This window comes from Ruminococcus sp. AF17-12, from assembly GCF_003479245.1.
GTDB classification, from domain to species: domain Bacteria; phylum Bacillota; class Clostridia; order Lachnospirales; family Lachnospiraceae; genus Blautia_A; species Blautia_A fusiformis.
Genome location: NZ_QUGY01000001.1, coordinates 353124 through 371613, shown reverse-complemented (window position 1 = coordinate 371613; position 18490 = coordinate 353124). Strand labels below are relative to the sequence as shown.

16 protein-coding genes are annotated in these 18490 nt (G+C 45.9%); 14 read left to right on the top strand and 2 right to left on the bottom strand.

Annotated features, from left to right (window positions below; all coding sequences use genetic code 11):
* Positions 1 to 61 precede the first annotated feature (61 nt).
* The 3 genes from tig to glgB all read left to right on the top strand — a co-directional run bounded on the left by tig (position 62) and on the right by glgB (position 5127).
* Entirely contained in the window at positions 62 to 1396 is a 1335-nt protein-coding gene (gene tig / locus DWW77_RS01995) for a trigger factor (protein WP_118607952.1), read from the top strand.
* A gap of 227 nt (positions 1397 to 1623) precedes the next feature.
* Positions 1624 to 3030 carry a polysaccharide deacetylase family protein gene (locus tag DWW77_RS01990; RefSeq protein ID WP_118607951.1) on the top strand — a complete coding sequence of 469 codons (1407 nt, stop codon included), beginning with the start codon at positions 1624 to 1626 and terminating at the stop codon, positions 3028 to 3030.
* A 210-nt stretch (positions 3031 to 3240) separates the two neighbouring features.
* Complete coding sequence (glgB, locus tag DWW77_RS01985) at positions 3241 to 5127, top strand: 1,4-alpha-glucan branching protein GlgB (RefSeq protein WP_021653063.1); 1887 nt, start codon at positions 3241 to 3243, stop codon at positions 5125 to 5127.
* 146 nt (positions 5128 to 5273) lie between these two features.
* Here glgB and DWW77_RS01980 read toward each other — a convergent pair whose 3' ends face one another.
* Positions 5274 to 6953: a CapA family protein gene (locus tag DWW77_RS01980; RefSeq protein WP_286187979.1), complete on the bottom strand. Its 1680-nt coding sequence runs from the start codon at positions 6951 to 6953 to the stop codon at positions 5274 to 5276.
* A gap of 730 nt (positions 6954 to 7683) precedes the next feature.
* On the opposite strand from DWW77_RS01980, the gene DWW77_RS01970 reads away from it, so the two are divergent.
* From DWW77_RS01970 to DWW77_RS01945, 6 genes are all read left to right on the top strand, one after another.
* Positions 7684 to 8043, top strand: coding sequence for a hypothetical protein (locus DWW77_RS01970; RefSeq protein WP_118607949.1), 360 nt, complete (start codon positions 7684 to 7686; stop codon positions 8041 to 8043).
* Positions 8044 to 8348: 305 nt separating this feature from the next.
* Positions 8349 to 8780, top strand: coding sequence for an IS200/IS605 family transposase (tnpA, locus tag DWW77_RS01965; RefSeq protein WP_118607967.1), 432 nt, complete (start codon positions 8349 to 8351; stop codon positions 8778 to 8780).
* 45 nt (positions 8781 to 8825) lie between these two features.
* Entirely contained in the window at positions 8826 to 10154 is a 1329-nt protein-coding gene (locus DWW77_RS01960; RefSeq protein ID WP_118607948.1) for an IS200/IS605 family element transposase accessory protein TnpB, read from the top strand.
* Positions 10155 to 10419: 265 nt separating this feature from the next.
* Positions 10420 to 10641, top strand: coding sequence for a hypothetical protein (locus DWW77_RS01955; RefSeq protein WP_118607947.1), 222 nt, complete (start codon positions 10420 to 10422; stop codon positions 10639 to 10641).
* 66 nt (positions 10642 to 10707) lie between these two features.
* Positions 10708 to 11121: an acyl-CoA thioesterase gene (locus tag DWW77_RS01950; RefSeq protein WP_242981939.1), complete on the top strand. Its 414-nt coding sequence runs from the start codon at positions 10708 to 10710 to the stop codon at positions 11119 to 11121.
* Between the two features lie 5 nt (positions 11122 to 11126).
* Positions 11127 to 11408 (top strand): hypothetical protein, encoded by a 282-nt coding sequence (locus DWW77_RS01945; RefSeq protein WP_021651190.1) that lies wholly within the window; start codon positions 11127 to 11129, stop codon positions 11406 to 11408.
* 10 nt (positions 11409 to 11418) lie between these two features.
* Here DWW77_RS01945 and DWW77_RS01940 read toward each other — a convergent pair whose 3' ends face one another.
* Positions 11419 to 13191: a DUF885 domain-containing protein gene (locus DWW77_RS01940; protein ID WP_286187978.1), complete on the bottom strand. Its 1773-nt coding sequence runs from the start codon at positions 13189 to 13191 to the stop codon at positions 11419 to 11421.
* Positions 13192 to 13359: 168 nt separating this feature from the next.
* Between DWW77_RS01940 and trxB the strand changes: the two genes are divergently transcribed.
* From trxB to DWW77_RS01915, 5 genes are all read left to right on the top strand, one after another.
* A complete protein-coding gene (gene trxB / locus DWW77_RS01935) occupies positions 13360 to 14298 on the top strand; it encodes a thioredoxin-disulfide reductase (RefSeq protein ID WP_118607946.1) in 939 nt (312 codons plus the stop codon).
* A complete protein-coding gene (locus DWW77_RS01930) occupies positions 14285 to 15322 on the top strand; it encodes a LacI family DNA-binding transcriptional regulator (protein ID WP_243164913.1) in 1038 nt (345 codons plus the stop codon). The genes trxB and DWW77_RS01930 overlap by 14 nt, the downstream gene beginning before the upstream one ends.
* A 434-nt stretch (positions 15323 to 15756) precedes the next feature.
* The gene (locus DWW77_RS01925; protein ID WP_114001922.1) at positions 15757 to 16788 is read left to right on the top strand and encodes a PTS sugar transporter subunit IIAB; all 1032 of its coding nucleotides are present in this window, start codon (positions 15757 to 15759) and stop codon (positions 16786 to 16788) included.
* A gap of 49 nt (positions 16789 to 16837) precedes the next feature.
* Positions 16838 to 17653 (top strand): PTS mannose/fructose/sorbose/N-acetylgalactosamine transporter subunit IIC, encoded by an 816-nt coding sequence (locus tag DWW77_RS01920; RefSeq protein ID WP_118607944.1) that lies wholly within the window; start codon positions 16838 to 16840, stop codon positions 17651 to 17653.
* Positions 17650 to 18480, top strand: coding sequence for a PTS system mannose/fructose/sorbose family transporter subunit IID (locus tag DWW77_RS01915; protein ID WP_118607943.1), 831 nt, complete (start codon positions 17650 to 17652; stop codon positions 18478 to 18480). The genes DWW77_RS01920 and DWW77_RS01915 overlap by 4 nt, the downstream gene beginning before the upstream one ends.
* Positions 18481 to 18490 lie beyond the last annotated feature (10 nt).

Sequence of the window (18490 nt, the reverse complement as noted above, 5' to 3'; positions counted from 1 at the left end):
ACAAATCTGTATAAAAAAAGATTATAATCGAACCGACAGTACTTGATGAAGGGAGTAGGTTATGAAGAAAAAAGCATATCTCATGGTTCTTGCACTGTGTGCGGCACTGGCGATCACTGCATGTGGCACATCAACAGACCAGAAAGATGACAAAAAACCTGCAGCAGAAGCGCAGGATACAACAGATAAAGAAGATTCCGGATCTGCAGATTCCAAAGAGTCAGAAGAAACGGATTCCAATAAAGACAGCGAAGAGGCAGCCTCCGGAGATACAAGGCTTGTTTCCGTGGATGATGTGAGCAAATATGTGACCATCGGAGAATATAAGGGACTGACTCTTGATAACACAGTAGAAGCCGTAACCGATGATATGGTTGACGGAAGGATCAAGGAAGAGCTTCAGAACAAGGCTGAGGAAGTAACGGAAGGCAGTGTTCAGAACGGAGATGTGGTTACCATTAATTATGTGGGAACCAAAGACGGAGTGGCTTTTGACGGCGGTACTGCAAATAATTATGAGCTGACCATAGGCTCCGGAACGTTTATCGACGGATTTGAGGACGGGATCATCGGAATGAAAAAAGGTGAGACCAAGAATCTCGATCTGACTTTCCCGAAGGAATACTCTTCGGAAGAGCTGGCCGGACAGGAAGTGGTATTTAAGGTCACTCTGCAGAGCTTTAAGCGTGCACCTGAGCTTACCGATATCTGGGTAGCCAAGAATACAGACTGCAAGAGTGTGGATGATTACAAGAAGGAAATCCGTACCACACTGGAGGATGAAGCGAAGACAAGTGCACAGAACACATTGCGTGAAACTGCATGGAACACAGTGCTCTCAGCATCTGAAGTGAAGGAATATCCACAGGAGGATCTGGATACAGCCAAGACAGAGTTTCGCAGTCTGTATGAGAATTATGCAAAACAGGGTGATATGACGCTGGAGGATTTTGTAAAAGCTCAGGGAATCTCCATGGATGATTTTGAGGAGCAGAGCGGTCAGTATGCGGAGTTTAAAGTAAAGCAGAACCTGATCGTACAGGGAATCATGGATGCGGAGAATATGACACTTGAAGATAAAAAATCTCTCAGTATCCAGGATGAACTGATCAAAGCATACAGTGTGAAGGATCTGGCTGCGCTGGTAGATAAATACGGACAGGCAGCCGTGGATGAATCCATCGGACTTCTCAGAGTGGAAGATTTTATCCTGGACAATGCAACAGTTGAGGAGAAGGTTTCTGCCGGTGATACCCAGGGAGTAAACGGAGATGATCCTTCCTCGGACGGAAGCAGTGCGGAAGGTACCGTGGATGAAGAGCTGGAAGCGGCAGAGGCTACAGATATGGTGCCGGAAGACGGCGAGGCGGATCAGGATGCAGCGGGTCAGGAGTGATCTGACAGTATCAGCAGCTAAAAAAGTGTGGTGCCCGGAATGTGTTTCGGGTACCATTTTTTTTACATGTGCATCGCGAAGTGTATTACTGAGAACGGAGTGAACAGTAACAAATTAAGAGATTCTTTCGGGAATTTCCATTGTATTTAAGCGTTAAATGCGGTATGATTAAAGACAGACATTAAATATCAAAGAAAGATATGAGTATATAAACGGGGATGTAAAAAATGGACAAAAGAGTTTTGCGTGAGAGGATGCGCAGAAAACAGCAGCAGTTAAGACGGCGGCGGATGATGAAGCGGATAACCTGTGTAGTTGCGGCGATTCTTCTGCTGGTTTTTGTTGTTCGAGGGGTAATTCTTCCCATCGTCAACCATGCAGGCGGCGGAAGCAATAAGGATGCGGAGACAGTAAATGTCCAGGCAAATACCGCCGGAGTTTCCACAGACAGCAGTACGAAGGACGGTACGGCATCGACGGATACGGCTGCTTCGGATACAGACAGCGCGGATTCCGGTACGGATGCAACGGTGATGCCGGTAAAGGGCAGTGCAGCAGGCGAAAGGCTTTCTGTTATGACTCCGGGATGGCATGAGGATTCTACAGGAAAGTGGTATCAGAATCCAGATGGTACATATTATGTAAATGGTTTTGCGGATATTGACGGAACAACATACAGCTTTGATAAAAAGGGATACATGCAGACCGGATGGGTGGAGAAAGGTGTGAAGGACTATTATTTTAATGAGGATGGCTCTTATGATCCTTCCAAGAAGCGCCCGATGATCGCTCTGACCTTTGATGATGGTCCTGGAGAGTATACAGAGACACTTCTTGATACTGTTGAGAAATACAATATCCATGTTACGTTCTTTATGCTGGGACAGAATGTGGAGGGCCGTGAATCTACCATACAGCGAATGGTAAAGCTTGGCTGCGAGATCGGTAACCATACTTGGGATCATCCGGAACAGACGCTGCCGAATATGGATCTGGATTCTGTTATGCAGGAGTTCCAGAAGACGGATGATGCACTGGTAAAAGCCTGTGGGCAGGCATCAACGGTATGTCGTGCACCGTATGGCGCGATCACAGATGAGCAGATGAGTGCAGTTGGCAAGCCTTTCTTCATGTGGTCTACGGATTCTCTGGACTGGAAGCTGATGGATGCGGATGCAGATTATAATCAGATCATGAATGATTCTTCCTTGGGAGATGGTTCTATCATCCTGATGCATGATATTCATGAACCATCTGTGAAGTGTGCCACAGAGAAGCTGATCCCGGCACTGATCGACCAGGGATATAAGCTTGTAACAGTCAGCGAGCTTGCAGAAGCGAAGGATGTTACGTTACAGAGTGCTTCCTATTCTGACTTCTGGGACAGCTCTCTTCAGGCTGGTCGTGTTGCTGGATATGCAGGAAATTCCAGCGATTCAGAGGATTCCTCTGAGGATGGCTCCGATGGAAGTGATTCTTCTGACGGATCTGATGTCAGTGACGGATCTTCCGATGAAGGGGACTATTCCGATGGTTCTGACGAAAGTGATTATTCGGATGGATCTTCCGATGATGGAAGCTATGATGATGGTTCCTACGACGAATCTTATGACGATGGAAGCGAAGAATATTAAAAAATGACAGGAGAGACCTGAATGACAAAATGTGCGTCATTCAGGTCTCTTTTTTGACTTTATCTGACACTGTCGGATAATAGACACATATTAGCCGGAGAGGGTTTTTCCTTGACTGAAAATATGGGGATTGGTATAATTATAGAATAAAAACTCCACTTAAAATTGGGGAATGGACGGTGGCAGAACTATAAAGGGAGGTACCTGAAAATGGGAAAGAAATTACAATTTACGGAGCTTGACCAGTATCTGTTTGGTCAGGGCACGAATTATGATATTTACAGGAAGCTGGGAGCACATCCGGACACGCAGAACCGGAAAAAAGGGGTTTATTTTGCAGTGTGGGCACCTAATGCACAGGCGGTTTCTGTTATAGGTGAATTCAACGAATGGGATACGGAGAAGAATCCCATGAAAAAAGTTGGACCCATTGGCGTTTATGAGACATTTGTACCGGGAGCGAAGATCGGACAGCTGTATAAATTTTACATTACAGGTGCACATGGTGAGGAGCTTTACAAGGCAGATCCATATGCCAATGCCGCTGAAATGCGTCCCGGAACAGCCTCTCGTATTACAGATATCACCAACTATAAATGGAAAGATGATACCTGGATGAAAAATCGCGAGAACTTTGATCCGGACACAAGTGCCATGTCTATCTATGAGGTGCATCCGGGTTCCTGGATGAAGCATCCGCAGACAGCAGAGGATGAGGATGGTTTCTATTCCTACAGAGAACTGGCGCCGAAGCTTGCACAGTATGTCAAAAAAATGGGATACACCCATGTGGAGCTTATGGGTATCGCAGAGCATCCTTTTGACGGTTCCTGGGGCTATCAGGTAACCGGCTATTACGCACCGACTTCCCGCTACGGAACACCGCAGGATTTCAAATATCTGGTGGATTATCTTCACCGTCAGAAAATCGGTATCATTCTTGACTGGGTACCGGCACATTTTCCGAAGGATGCACACGGACTGGTTAACTTTGACGGAACTGCTGTATATGAGCATGCAGATCCGAGACAGGGTGAGCATCCGGATTGGGGAACCAAGATCTACAATTACGGACGTCCGGAGGTGAAGAATTTCCTGATCGCAAACGCTCTTTACTGGGTAGAGGAATGCCACGTTGATGGTCTTCGTGTAGATGCGGTTGCATCCATGCTCTACCTGGATTACGGTAAGAAAGACGGTGAGTGGATCGCCAATAAATACGGCGGAAACAAGAATCTGGAGGCTATTGAATTTTTTAAGCATCTGAATACCGTTGTTCTCGGAAGAAATCATGGAACTGTCATGATCGCAGAGGAATCTACCGCATGGCCGATGGTAACAGGTAAGGCAGAAGACGACGGGCTTGGATTCTCTCTGAAGTGGAATATGGGCTGGATGAACGACTTCCTGGAATACATGAAGCTAGATCCATATTTCCGTAAATTTAATCATAATAAGATGACATTTTCTATGACTTATGCATACAGTGAGAAATATGTTCTGGTTCTGTCTCATGATGAGGTAGTACATCTGAAGTGTTCTATGCTGGAGAAGATGCCAGGAGAGCTGGATGATAAATTCAAGAACCTGAAGGCCGGATATACTTTTATGTTCGGGCATCCGGGTAAGAAGCTTCTGTTTATGGGACAGGATTTCGGACAGCTGCGTGAGTGGAGTGAGGCCAGAGAGCTTGACTGGTATCTTCTTGGCGAGGAAAATCATCAGAAGCTGCAGCAGTATGTCAGTGATCTTCTGCATATCTACCGCAAATATCCGGCACTTTACGGTGCAGATAATGATCCATCTGCATTTGAGTGGATCAATGCCAACGATGGCGACAGAAGTATCTTCAGCTTTGTGAGAAAATCTCCTACAAGACGTAATAATATCCTGATAGTATGCAACTTTACACCGGTAGCACGTCCGGATTACCGTGTAGGCGTTCCGAAGAAAAAACAGTACAAGCTGATCATGGATGAGCAGGGGCTTCTTCCGAAGGGCAAGGTATTTAAAGCCGAAAAGAAAAATTGTGACAACCGGGAATTTTCTTTTGCATATCCGTTGGAAGCTTATGGAGTTGGTATATTTACATACTGATATTCTGTATAGCGAAATCTTTGAAAGAAAATATAAAAGATAAAATAAAAATACCGGAGATCTGTGTACCTTTGAAGTGTTGGCTTCAGAGGTGCCGGATCTCCGGTATTTTATGGATCGGGGTATAAACTGGTTACGAGTTATCGCTATTCTTCGCTATCATCGTAGGAACCATCATCGTAGGAACCGTCGTCGTAGGAACCGTCGTCGTAGGAACCATCGTCGTAGGAACTATCGTCGTAGGAACCATCATCGTAGGAATCGTCGTCAGAATAACTGTCGTCGTAGGAACCGTCATCCGAGGAGTCGTCTGTGCTGCCTGAGTTATTATCAGCAGAGTTAAAGTCTTCGGAAGTGATGTCAATGCCTTTATCTGCGTAATATTTTTCTGCTGTGATGGAGTCGGTATCTTCTACGACATTTCCGGATGCATCGATCATGTTCAGGTCTGTGTCAATAGTCACATCCAGGAGGTTGGTCCCTGTGGATGGAGTGACATTCATGGACATGATCTCGTTGAACTTCTTTTTCAGGTTGTCAAGAGTGAATACACCGGAACCAATGTATGACTGTACACCGTTCTGAGATGCAAGTTCTTCTGTGTAATCGGAAAGCATATATGGTCCGAATTCACCGGCATCGCTGTTGTAATGCATGACCAGAGGTTCCACTGTAGGGGTCAGGATCTCAATTGAGGTCTTGCCGTCCTGTACGGTTTTCTGAATGGTGAATTTTGCCATTCCGCCGAGAAGTTCTTCCAGCTTCTGCTGGGTGGATACGAAATTTCCCAGAGAGTAGAAGACTACAGTTTCATTGCCTTTGTCATCAGTAAGGCGGCCATATGGCTGGAGTACATGTGGATGTCCGCCGATGATGACATTTACGCCCTGCTCCATAAGGTAGGCTGCCCACTGTTTTTCGTATTCGTTTGGCATGGTTTCGTCTTCGGTACCCCAGTGTGCTACAAAGATGATGCAGTCGGCCTGCTGTTTTGCTTTCTGGATCATGGCTGTGATCTTGTCTTTGCGGATCATGTCGATCATGTAGTCTTTTCCTTCAATGCCGCCTACGTTTGTGCCGTAGGTGTAATCCAGAAATGCGATCTTGATACCGTTTACTTCACGGATCTTGACGGTGTCGGCATCTTCCTGGGAGTCGTGGATCCCCAGAAGTGTGACATCCGGATATTTGGTTTTCCAGAAGTTCAGTGTGTCTGTGAGGAAGCCTTCTCCGAAGTCATCGATGTGGTTGTTGGCAGATTCTACTACGTTGAATCCTGCTTTTATAATGGCGTCTCCTACTTCTGTGGGTGTTGCAAAGGATGGGTAGGAGCTTACGCTGTCATGGTCGGTTGTGAAGACGGTTTCCTGATCGATCATTTTGATGTCTGCGTCCTTGATGGCGTCCTGGATGTGGGTGTAGATCTTGTCGTAGTTCCAGTTGCCGTCAGAGGATGCTCCTGCGTCGATGAGACTCTGGTGATAGAGGTTGTCGCCTACTGCGATGACGGAGGCAGTGGTAGTTTCGGCAGTGGTGTCGGCTGCTTCCTGATCGGCCTTGGCTTTGACTGCCGCGGCTTTTTTCTGGGCGTCTATGGCTGGTTTGCGGATGAGGCGGTAGTCCAGTTGATTGAAGAAGAGGACCAGGATCGCAAGGACGATGACGGATGCCATAAGACTTACGCGGGCATTGCTGCGTTCGCGGAAGTTCAGGGGGATGTTGTCCTTGGGGTTGCGCCGGGGTTCTCTGAGGGGATCCGGGGTGGAGCTTTTTTTGAAGACTCCTTTGAGGGAGTCGGGGATTTTGATGTTGGGTGGAAATTTCATTTATGTTTTACCTTGTCTTTCTTTGGATTTTGAATGCGATTGATTGGTGATTGTTCGCTTTGTTATTTTTGATTTTTGTTGTGTGGTTGTATTATAGCAGATTTTTATTTTGGTGGGAAGAGGGTGGTGGGGGTGAACGTACGCCCGAGCCGGGGATGCTGTCTGGTCTGCGGCTTCGTCGGGGGCTGGCTTCTAGGCTGCCGGGAATCTGCTAAAACCGTTTTCCAAAAGTCCGAACTCGCGTCTTGCAGCCGCTCAGACAGCGGACTTTTGAAAAACAACGCAGATTTCCGCCAGCCAAGAATCAGCTCCCCTCCTGCAGAGGCAGACCAGACAGCATCCCCGGCTCGGGCTGTGAGGTTCAAGGCGGTAGGGCTAGGGTGGCTGGGCGGGAGTTGGATGAGCCGTCAGCGCTGCGCTGGACGGCGTGGAGGAAAGGCTGAGTTTCTTTGTGGTTTGATGGGAAGGGGGTGGGCCGAGGCGCTTCGCTGTCGGCTGGGAGTGTGTCGAATTGTGGTGGAATTTTTGGATGGGTTTTGCGTGATTTTTTTTCTGGTGTATGGTATGGTTGGTATATCTTATAAGATCTTTTGTCTGTATGGACATTCTTGGAGCTTCGGGTTCTGAAGCGTTTTCCATTTTTTGTTACTGTGAAGGTTCTGAAAATCCGTTTTATGGGGTTTTTATGTTTTCTTTGTGTGGTATAATTTATATATCAGTAGGAGTGTTAATGAATAACAATACTATATTTGACGATGTTTTCCGGACAATGGTGGAGAAGATGACTTACCTGCTCGTTCCGCTTATCAACGAGGTGTTTCATACCTCATATCCGAAGGATGTGAAGATCGTGCATCTTCGGAATGAGCATCAGCTGGAGGACGGGGAACTGATCACGGATGCCCAGCTTTTGATCGGGGATAAGGTGTATCATATTGAGTGTCAGAGTACGGATGATACTACGATGGCGATCCGAATGTTTGAGTATGATTTTGCGATTGCTTTGGAGAGTAGGACGGAAGTTTTATGTGGAGTTTCCGAGATCATGTGTAATTTATTTAAGATCTACGAAGAATACGCCGGATGTTGAGGAAGTGGAGCTGCTGCTTCCGGATGGGCAGGTGTGTGTATATCGTGTTCCGACGGTGAAGGTGGAGCGTTATACAAAGGATAGCATTTTTGAGAAGAATTTACTGATGTTACTTCCGTTTTATGTAATGAGATACGAGGAGTCGGCGCATATAATAGGTGAGGATTCTGAGAAACTACGAAGATTATTGAATAACTGTGCGTCGCATTCTCGTTACTTCAGTAGTGATGAGTTAGACGCACTATTTTTGAAAATGAACAGAACAAATGTTTGTAAACTCTTCTTGCGTATGGTATAATAAAAACATGGAGAAAAATATATTTAATATCAATAATAATGGACTTTCATATGGTAGAGGATATGTGTATTCACTGCAGTACCATCTGGTATGGTGTACAAAATATCGGAAAAAAGTTTTAAAAGATGGTATTGATGCAGAATGCAAAGAAATGCTCTGTGACCTTGCAGAAGAATATAAATTTCAGATCCTGGCAATGGAGGTTATGCCGGATCATATCCATCTTCTTGTAGACTGCAGACCACAGTTTTATATCTCGGATATGATCAAGATCATGAAGGGGAACATTGCCAGGCAGATGTTTCTTGCGCATCCGGAACTGAAGAAGGAACTTTGGGGAGGGCATCTGTGGAATCCATCTTATTGTGCAGTAACTGTGAGTGACAGGAGCAGGGAACAGGTATGTTCTTATATCGAAGGGCAAAAAGAAAAACAGTAATCTGAAAGAACTCGTTTTTTATATTTGTAAGAAAGAGGAAAAAAGATGAGGACAGTATCCAGTTATGGCGTAGAACTGCGAAAACAGAATATCCCGATCCGCCAGACACTGGATATTTATCGTTCTGCGGTCAGCTGCCTGATTGAGATCTATGCCCAGGCATGGGATGAACTGGCAGTGATCACGGAACCTAAAAAACGTTTCAATACTGCAGAACATCTGGTGCATACCACAAAAAAGAATCAGGCAAGGTTTGATTTTGACCTGCGATTTCCAAAGATGCCTTCTTATCTCAGAAGGGCAGCTATCCAGCATGCCTTGGGAAGCGTATCCTCATATAAGACGAGGCTGGAACTGTGGAAAAAAATGGATAAGAAAGGCGGCACGCCGAAGCTGGTGTGTGGTAATCATGCTATGCCGGTATTTTACCGTGATGTGACGTACCGTGAAGATACGGAGGAAAAAGATGGAGCGTACCTGAAACTTTATGACGGCCATGACTGGAAATGGTTCCGGGTCAGTCTCAGCCATACAGATATGGAATATCTGAGGAAATACTGGGCGGGAAAAAGAACAGCAGCTCCCGTGCTGGAAAAAAGGCATCGTAAATACTTCCTGCGTTTTTCTTATACAGAAGAGGTGCCGATTACAAAGGCACCTGTAAAAGAACAGATCATCTGCAGTGTGGATTTAGGGATCAATACGGATGCAGTCTGCACTATTATGTGGTCAGATGGAACTGTCCTGGGAAGAAAATTTATTGATTTTCCCAGTGAAAAAGACCGGATGTACCGTGTGCTGGGACGGATACGCAGGTTCCAGCGGGAACATGGTCCTGTACAGGTGAAAAGCAGATGGGCTTATGCGAAGCGTCTTAACACAGAACTTGGAAGAAAGATCGCAGGAGCAGTTGCAGGATATGCGGAAGAAAACCACGCGGATGTGATCGTGTTTGAGTATCTGGAAACAAAAGGAAAGATATCCGGAAGAAAGAAACAGAAGCTGCATTTGTGGAGAAAAAGGGATATCCAGAAAAGATGTGAACATCAGGCGCATCGTAGAGGGATGCGGATATCCAGAATCTGTGCGTGGAATACCAGCAGGCTTGCCTATGATGGGTCAGGAACAGTTGTCCGTGATCCGGGCAATCACAGTTTATGTACATTCCAGAATGGAAAAAGATATAACTGTGATCTTTCGGCGTCTTATAATATTGGAGCAAGATATTTTATACGTGAACTCTTAAAACCCTTTCCGGCAACGGAAAGGTCTTTGCTGGAGGCAAAAGTCCCTTCAGTAAAGCGTAGGATCTCATGTGTATATGCGGACTTAAGAGAATTATTTTCAGAAATAGAACTTTTAAGAGCAGCATAAACACAGGCAGATATACAGCGGACTACCTGTGGTGTGGGAACCTGCCATATCTGGCATGGAAAAAGCGCATGACTGCGCATATCCTAAGTTACAGGCGTATCCGTCGATATTTAGCCTTGTCGCTTAAAGCGACTGAGGAGCATGTGACTTTAGTCGTGTGAGATCCACTAGATTAATTGTAAGGATATCAGATTACATTTTCCGAAAAGAAGAAAAAATCAAGTAGAAAGGAGTAGATGAAATTATAGGTGGAAAGGTTTTACAGTTGGAATCGGAACGCTTGTTTGAGCTGGGAGAAGCACGTGGGAAAATTATTGGAAAAGCAGAAGGAAAAGCAGAGGGAAAAGCAGAGGGCGAGGCTATTGGAGAAACGAGGATGAGGATGTTGATCAATCGTTTGATCGCGGATGGTCGAATGGATGAGATTGGGAAAATCATAGACAGTGCGGAGGCTTGCAGGGAGTTGTATAAAGAGTATGGTTTGTGAGAAATAAAGAGGATATTTTGTTACTGGTGACAAATGTCAGATTTTTACAGAAGAGAGGATATAAACATGGGTGTTTACAGGCGTAAGGCACAGTATCATGAGACGGATCAGATGGGGATCATCCATCATTCCAATTATGTGAAATGGATGGAAGAGGCCCGGATCGATTTCATGAAGGAGTTGGGCTTTGGTTATGGTGAGGTGGAGAAGCGGGGGATTGTTTCTCCGGTTGCAGAGGTTTCAGTTTCTTATAAGAAGCCGGTGCTTTTTGATGATGTAGTTGGGATTTCGGTTTCGGTGAAGAAGTACAGTGGTGTGGTTCTGGAGCTGGCTTATGAGTTTTTTAATGTGACCAGAAGTGAGGTTTGTACAGAGGCTTCCTCGAAGCATTGTTTTACCAGGAATGGGGAGCTGGTTTCTCTGAAAAAAGAGATTCCGGAACTGGATGTGCTGTTCAGAAGCTGTGTGAAGGGGGATTGAGTCTGATGGAAGTTGTGGAGATGCTTGATAATCTGAAGGAAAAGGCCCGCAGGGACCCGGCGCTTCGGGAGATGTTGCTTGCTACCCGCAGGGAGAAAGCGCCGCTGGCTGCTTTCTGTAAGAAGTGCCGGGAGCTTGGGGTTCCGGTTTATGAGATGGATCTGATCGCAGCTGGTGAGGAATTTTATGCAGCGATGAAGAGGAGTACCAATGGCGGCGGAGAGAATTCTCCGATGCTTGAGGGTGAGGATGATTTTTATGAACTGTTTTTTGCTGGGTTGGAGTGAAAAAACAGTTTCAAAATTCCGCATCAATATACTTCTCCAGCACCGGGAACTGTACACCACCGATCTTCAGTACCTGGCTGTGGAAAGCTTTCAGATCAAAGTCCTGACCAAGGCGGTTTTGTTCGGAAGTGCATAAGTCCAGAAGACTTAAGTAGCCCCAGTAGTATTTCAGATAATTTCCCGGGGTTTCCAGGATATACTGGTAGATCTCGGAGACAACGGCGCTGTCTTCGATACCAAAGGCTTTCAGAAAGCTGGCGGCTTCGGCCTGAGTCCAGCCGTTGTAATGGATCTCAATGTCCAGAAGGGAGTACATGCATAAATTGATGCTTCGGTTCAGCCAGGAGATCCTGGCAAGCTCTGTGGCAGAAGGATCCTGAATATAATCGGCGGCGTACTGGTAGGCATAGGGTTCGATGTAGGTGGCCCATCCTTCTGCAAAGCCGGAGGTACAGAGGAGATTTCGGATGTTGGAGGATTTTTGGCGTTGGAAGGTGACAGTCTGGTAAAGATGCCCCGGGAATCCTTCATGTGCCAGTGTGGTAAAAAGCTCCAGACCCTGGTAGCCGGCAGCCGGATTTATGTAGATCACATTGGGGGTTCCGGTATCCATAGGTGGGGTGAGATAAAAGGCGGGGCTTAGATATTCTTTCATGGAATCGTGGACTGTGCGGAGCTCAAAGGTGATATCTGTGAGAGGTGGGAAGTCTGTTTGGATCTTCTGCTGCAAGGCATTCAGCATCTGGGCAGGCTTTATTTCTCTGAAAGTGATTCCCCGGCTGAGAGTAGTCAGAAGCTCCGGGTTTTGTCGAAGTATGGTTCCTGCGATGCCGATCTCGTCGGAAAGCTGTCCGGAGAGTCGTTTTTCCATTTGCTTTACAGGAACGTAAGAGCCGGTCTGACTCTGAAGAAGATAGAGATAGTAGGCTTTTCCTCCCTTGAAATAAGTCAGGCCACGAGTGTTTTTTCCTGTGCCACGCAAAGCTTCCAGACCGGTCATAAGTTCCTGATAGGCTGGGATGACTTCTGTTTTCATAAGATTTTGGTGGGTCAGGGCCAGAGCGTTCTGCTCTGAGGAAGGAAGTTTTCCATATTCGGATAGCTTTTTCTGGAAAATTTCCAGCATATAATTGTTGTCGGGATTCTGGATAAAAGCACTGCATTGTGCAAGGACCCGGTCCAGGGTAGTATCGCTCATAAAGAAGCCAGCTTCGGATTTCTTTTTTTCAAATTCCAGGATGCTCCGGAAGTATGGGCGGATGGTGGTGAGAAGAGTGAGATAGTCGGTGATATCACGATCTTCATAAAAGGCATATTCCGCCAGAAGAACCGGAAGCTGAGCCTGAATACCAAGACTTGGGCCAAGAGGCTCCTGAAGCAGATAATTGTCGCCCAGTGATTTTTCCGTGTGGTAATAGAGGAGCATGGAGTCCAGCGTCAGCTGATTTTCCGTGGAAAGGCGGCTGTAGCGGAAGGATTTCAGCTTTTTTTCGTACTGGCTGCAGATCTGGTATGTATTTTTCATATCTGTGGGGACAGTGCCAAGAGAAGCTTTTTTTCGCCGGATACCCTGTTTTTCCGGATGTGCCAGGGTATAATGGAGGGTAAGGGTGCTGCCGGAAACTTCATTTTGAAAAACTTTTCCGGAAAAGGCTTCGAATTTTCCGTTTTCTGTGATCCCGTGAGTGGAAAAATAACCGGCAGTAAGGCCGGTGAGAAGTGCCAGGATAAGAAGCAGAGTGATGAAAATAGAAAATTTATTTTTCCTGATTTTAAGAGACATAAGACAGTCTTTCATTACTGTTTACAGACATATACCATGTGGAGAGTGCTGATGGTCTCGAAGCAAACAGTAACGTCCTTTCAGAGTGGCGCTTTGTTCTATCATATTGGAAAATTACGGAATCTATGATATTATGTGAGCGGAAATATACAAAAATGGAGAAATAACATGAGTGATATTTATGATCTTGCAATTTTAGGCGGAGGTCCGGCAGGGATCACGGCAGCGATCTATGCGTCCAGGGCCAGGTTAAATACCATATGGATCGATAAAAACTTTGCACCGGGCGGCCAGGTCACAGCTACCTATGCGGTGGATAATTATCCGGGAATGCCGGGGATATCGGGCATGGATCTCGGAGAAGCCTTTGGGGCACATGCCCGGAAGCTGGGCTTGGAACCGCAGCGAGAGAAGATTCTTTCCCTGGAAAATATTTCCGGAGAGATCAAGACGATTCGTACAAAAAAGCATGAATATCAGGCGAAAGCCCTGATCCTTGCATTTGGGGCAGAGCACCGGAAGCTGGATATCCCGGGAGAGGATGATCTGAGCGGCCTTGGTGTTTCCTACTGCGCTACCTGTGACGGAGCTTTTTATAAGGATCGGACCGCAGTGGTAGTGGGGGGAGGAAACGTGGCAGCAGAGGATGCAGTTTTTCTTTCCGGTCTCTGTGAAAGGGTATATCTTGTTCATCGCCGTGATGCGCTTCGAGCAGATCAGGCACTTCAGGAGAAAGTCTTTGCCTGTGAGAATATAGAAATGGTGTGGGACAGTGTTCCCCTTGAGATCCTGGGACAGGATGAAGTGACCGGTCTTAAGATCCGTAATATAAAAACAAATGAAGAGAGGGAATTGACCGCAGAAGGTGTTTTCATTGCTGTGGGGATCGTTCCTAATACGACACTTGTAAAGGACCAGCTCAAGTTGGATGAAAATGGATATATTTGTGCAGGAGAAGAGGGTGTTACCAGCGCACCTGGGGTTTTTGTAGCGGGGGATATTCGTACCAAGGCACTTCGCCAGATAGTAACTGCTGTTTCAGACGGAGCCAATGCAGTGGCTTCCGCACAGAAATATCTCTGGAGGAAAGATAATGGCAACGATTAAGGAAATCGCGCAAAGAGCAGGCGTGAGTACAACAACTGTTTCCAACGTCATACATGGAAAAACAAAAAAAGTATCTCCTGCCAATATTCAGAAGATCGAGAATCTTATCCGGGAGATGGGGTATGTCCAGAAAATGGGACTGAGAGTTCTGAATAAAGAAAAATCCCAGCTGATCGCAGTTGTGATCAATTATCATAAAGACTTCAAGGATTCTATCATCGGAGATCCTTTTTATGGAAAGATCATCGGTTTTATCGAGAAATACGTGCAGGAACTGGGATATTATCTGATGCTGTATTCTGCAAAGGATACAGATAAGATATTCCATATGGTCATGGGCTGGGATGTAGATGGTGTTATTGCCATTTCCTTCAGCAAAAGCAACTGCGAAAAAATCTATCAGCTGATCAACAAACCGATCGTTTCTATTGATGCATATGGTGAGCTTGATGCAGGCCAGGAAAACCATGTCCTGAATATTGGACTGGACGACGAAAGTGGCGGCTATCTTATGACAAAATATCTTCTGGAATGCGGCTATGAGCATATCCAGGTTTGCGCAGGCCGTGATAATGGTGTGGATCATCTTCGTTACATGGGCGCTCAGCGGGCGGCGAAGGATTTTGCAAAGAAAAAGCAGAAGGTGCAGTTTACCGCTCTTGGAATGAATTACGCCAAACGAAAAGAAAGCTATGCGTGGCTGCTCCAGCGGAAAAAACCAAAGGCCGCACTGTTTTTCCTGTCGGACCTCTATGCATTGGAGGCTATCAGCTTTTTCAGCAGTCGTGGAGTAAAGATTCCGGAGGAGATCGGAATTGCAGGATACGATAACATCAGCTATGCGGAATTTTCCGTGCCTCGTCTGACTACTATCAGTCAGAATGTGGAGCAGAAGGCGTCTCTTGCAGTGGAAATTCTGATGGAACGGATCAATGGAGTGGAAAAAGAGCGTGAAAATGAGATCATGCTTCCGGTCACGCTGATCCCCAGGAGATCTGTACAGCCGCAGCATGAGGAAAAGTAAGTCTGCAGAGAATGTACCTGATCTGATCAGGGGGGTAGATACGAGAAGTCACTGCAGAACTGTGAAAAATAGAAAATCGGGACTTTCAATATAGTAAGAGTACAGAGAAAGAGTACAGAAAATCTGAGATATAAAGATATCAAAAGCCGAAATATACGGGAACTGTCAGTGTCTGACAGTCAGAGTATTTTCGGCTTTTTGTAAATTTACCTGAAATCGTAAAAGAGTTATCCTGTGTAGGTTCGTGCTGAAGATGTGGATAATAAGCATTTGCTGTTCTATGTGAAACCTGCACAAAACTATGATTTTGAACTTGTTACAATGATAGGTTATGTACATAACCTATTTACACAGCCTAACTTTGATGATATAGTGTGAGCACAAAGGTTAGGTACATAACCAAAGGGAAAGAGTACAGAAGGAGTGAATACCAGATGAAACAGATTCTGATCGCCACACATGGAAAAATGGCCTCCGGCATTCGTTATACAGCAGAGCTGATCGTTGGAAAAATGGATGAGATCACAACCATCGACGCTTATGTGACACCGGAAGACAATGTGGAGAAAAAGTTTGAAGAATATTTCGCACAGCATGAAAACGACAGGATTTTCGTTTTCACAGATCTGATGGGAGGAAGCGTAAATCAGAAGCTTCTGGGATACAGCCAGAAAGAAAATGTTACGCTGATCACAGGAACCAACCTTCCGGTCCTGATGCAGGTCATGATGGCGGATGACGATGTGACAGAGGAGGAGATCCAGGAGTTTATCGATGATGCCAGAGAAGAGCTTCAGATGGTAGACCTTGGCGGTGGAAAGAAATCCACATCTGAAAAAAATGCTGAAGAAGATAATGCACAGGGTATCGAAAATACTGCGCAGATTTCAGAAGGTGCTGCATCGTATGCAAAAAAATCCGCACCGAAAAAAGCTCTGGCTCCCCAGTCCTATGACAATTCCACAGCAAAGATCACCGCACTTCGTGTAGATGACCGTCTGATCCACGGACAGGTTGCCATGACCTGGACCAAACAGCTGGCTGTACAGGGAATCGTGGTAGCTAACGACGAGGCAGCTAACGATAACACCCAGAAGATGGCATTGAAAATGGCCGTACCGGGCGGAATCAAATCGCTGATCAAACCGGTGGATGAAGCCATTCGTATCTTAAACAATCCGAAGGCATCCAGGATGCGTATTCTGGTTCTGACAAGAACGGTAAAGGATGCTCTGAAGATAAGACAAAGTGTTGGTGAGATCGGATTCCTCAATGTAGGAAATACGGGACGTTTTGATGGAATCGATGTTTCCGAGAAGCTTGTCCTGACCCCGACTATCATGCTGACAAAAGCAGAACAGCAGGCACTGAAAGAGCTGGTGGCTCTTGATCCGAAGGCCTGTATGCAGCAGGTACCCAATGATGAGCAGAAGCTTGTGAAGGATGTACTGGACAAGCTTGACTGACATCCACTGAATAAATAAAACGTAGCACAAAAAGGGAGGAAAGAAAAAAATGTTAAACGCATTTCTTGTAGCACTTGCCGTATTTATTTGTGTCGGCGGTGCAGAGCTGATCGGATTTACCATGCTGAACCGTCCGATCGTCATCGGACCGCTGGTAGGTCTGTTTCTTGGAGATCTTCATACAGGAGTGATCATCGGAGCTTCACTGGAAGCCGTATTTATGGGAGTTGTAAACATCGGAGGTGCTTCCGCGGCAGAACCCGGAATCGCCACAGCCGTAGGAACTGCTTTTGCCATCATGCTGGGCAAAGGTTCTGAGGTAGCCCTGACACTTGCACTTCCAATCGGTATCCTTGGTCTTCAGATTAAGACCGTTCTCTATATTTTTATTGTAGGTATGTTTGCAAAAACCTTCGACCGTCTGGCGGCAGAAGGAAAAGAAAAACAGATCGTTGCTCTTCACTATGTGCTCTGGGCTGTAAACTGGTTTTTATATTCCCTGTTCGCATTTTTCGGGATCCTGTTCGGATCTGATGCAGTCAGTGCACTTCTGGATGCCATCCCGGATGTTGTTATGAATGGTCTGACAGTTTGCGGCGGACTTCTTCCGGCAGTAGGTATGGCAATGTTGATGAAGATGCTCTGGGATAACAAGATCTGTATGTTTTATTTCCTGGGCTTTGTCCTTGCAGCATACTTAAAGCTTCCGCTGATCGCTCTTGCCGTGATCGGTGTGATCATTGCCATTTCCATTGGTATGAATGATTACAAGCTGAACCAGCTTGCGGCGCAGAGAGTGGCAGCTTCACCGGTCGGTGGTTCTGACGAATATCTTGATGAAGAAGAGGAGGAATTTTTCTCATGAGTAATTTAACGAAATCCATTCCTGCAGATGAAAGAAAAATGCTGAGAAAAGCGTTCTGGCGTTCCTTCACTCTGTATGCGGCAGTAAGCCCGGCAAAACAGGGAGCTTCCGGTTTCTGCTATTCCCTGATGCCTTTTATCAATAAATTTTACAAAAACGATGAGAAAGGCAAAAAAGCTGCCCTCACAAGAAGTATGTCTTACTTCAATACAACCATCACCTTATCTACATTCATCATGGGTCTTGTGGCATCCATGGAGAAGAAAAACAGCGAGCAGAAGGATTTTGATGCAAGCTCCATCAATGCGGTGAAATCTTCCCTGATGGGACCTCTGGCCGGTATCGGTGATTCCATTTTCTGGGGCGTTCTCCGTGTAATCGCAGCCGGAATCGCAGTAGGACTTGGTGCATCCGGAAACGTTCTGGCACCGATCGTGTTCCTGCTTCTTTTCAACATTCCGTCTATTCTTGTGAAATATTACGGAACATTCCTGGGCTACAAGCTTGGTTCTGAATATATTCAGAAGGTTTATGCAAGCGGTCTTATGAACATCCTGACAAAGGCTGCCAGCATTGTAGGTCTGATCATGGTCGGCGGTATGACTGCCAGCATGGTAACCTTTAACTCCACTTATGAACTCACCATGAAGGGTGAATCTGTTCTGAATCTACAGAACATGTTGGACCAGATTTTTATCGGCATTGTTCCCCTTGGACTGACTCTTCTGTGTTACTATCTGCTGAAAAAGAAAAATGTCAGCATCACAGTTCTGATCATCGGTGTTATCATCCTGAGCATCCTTCTCTCTCTTCTTGGAATTGCATAAGCCTTAAGGA

Coding starts and splice junctions, on each gene's coding strand:
- tnpA (WP_118607967.1), top strand. CDS start 8,349: ATGGAGAAAAATATATTTAATATCAATAATAATGGACTTTCATATGGT.
- DWW77_RS01940 (WP_286187978.1), bottom strand. CDS start 13,191: ATGTCTCTTAAAATCAGGAAAAATAAATTTTCTATTTTCATCACTCTG.
- trxB (WP_118607946.1), top strand. CDS start 13,360: ATGAGTGATATTTATGATCTTGCAATTTTAGGCGGAGGTCCGGCAGGG.
- DWW77_RS01915 (WP_118607943.1), top strand. CDS start 17,650: ATGAGTAATTTAACGAAATCCATTCCTGCAGATGAAAGAAAAATGCTG.
- DWW77_RS01990 (WP_118607951.1), top strand. CDS start 1,624: ATGGACAAAAGAGTTTTGCGTGAGAGGATGCGCAGAAAACAGCAGCAG.
- tig (WP_118607952.1), top strand. CDS start 62: ATGAAGAAAAAAGCATATCTCATGGTTCTTGCACTGTGTGCGGCACTG.
- DWW77_RS01945 (WP_021651190.1), top strand. CDS start 11,127: ATGGAAGTTGTGGAGATGCTTGATAATCTGAAGGAAAAGGCCCGCAGG.
- glgB (WP_021653063.1), top strand. CDS start 3,241: ATGGGAAAGAAATTACAATTTACGGAGCTTGACCAGTATCTGTTTGGT.
- DWW77_RS01930 (WP_243164913.1), top strand. CDS start 14,285: ATGGCAACGATTAAGGAAATCGCGCAAAGAGCAGGCGTGAGTACAACA.
- DWW77_RS01970 (WP_118607949.1), top strand. CDS start 7,684: ATGAATAACAATACTATATTTGACGATGTTTTCCGGACAATGGTGGAG.
- DWW77_RS01980 (WP_286187979.1), bottom strand. CDS start 6,953: ATGAAATTTCCACCCAACATCAAAATCCCCGACTCCCTCAAAGGAGTC.
- DWW77_RS01960 (WP_118607948.1), top strand. CDS start 8,826: ATGAGGACAGTATCCAGTTATGGCGTAGAACTGCGAAAACAGAATATC.
- DWW77_RS01920 (WP_118607944.1), top strand. CDS start 16,838: ATGTTAAACGCATTTCTTGTAGCACTTGCCGTATTTATTTGTGTCGGC.
- DWW77_RS01925 (WP_114001922.1), top strand. CDS start 15,757: ATGAAACAGATTCTGATCGCCACACATGGAAAAATGGCCTCCGGCATT.
- DWW77_RS01950 (WP_242981939.1), top strand. CDS start 10,708: ATGGGTGTTTACAGGCGTAAGGCACAGTATCATGAGACGGATCAGATG.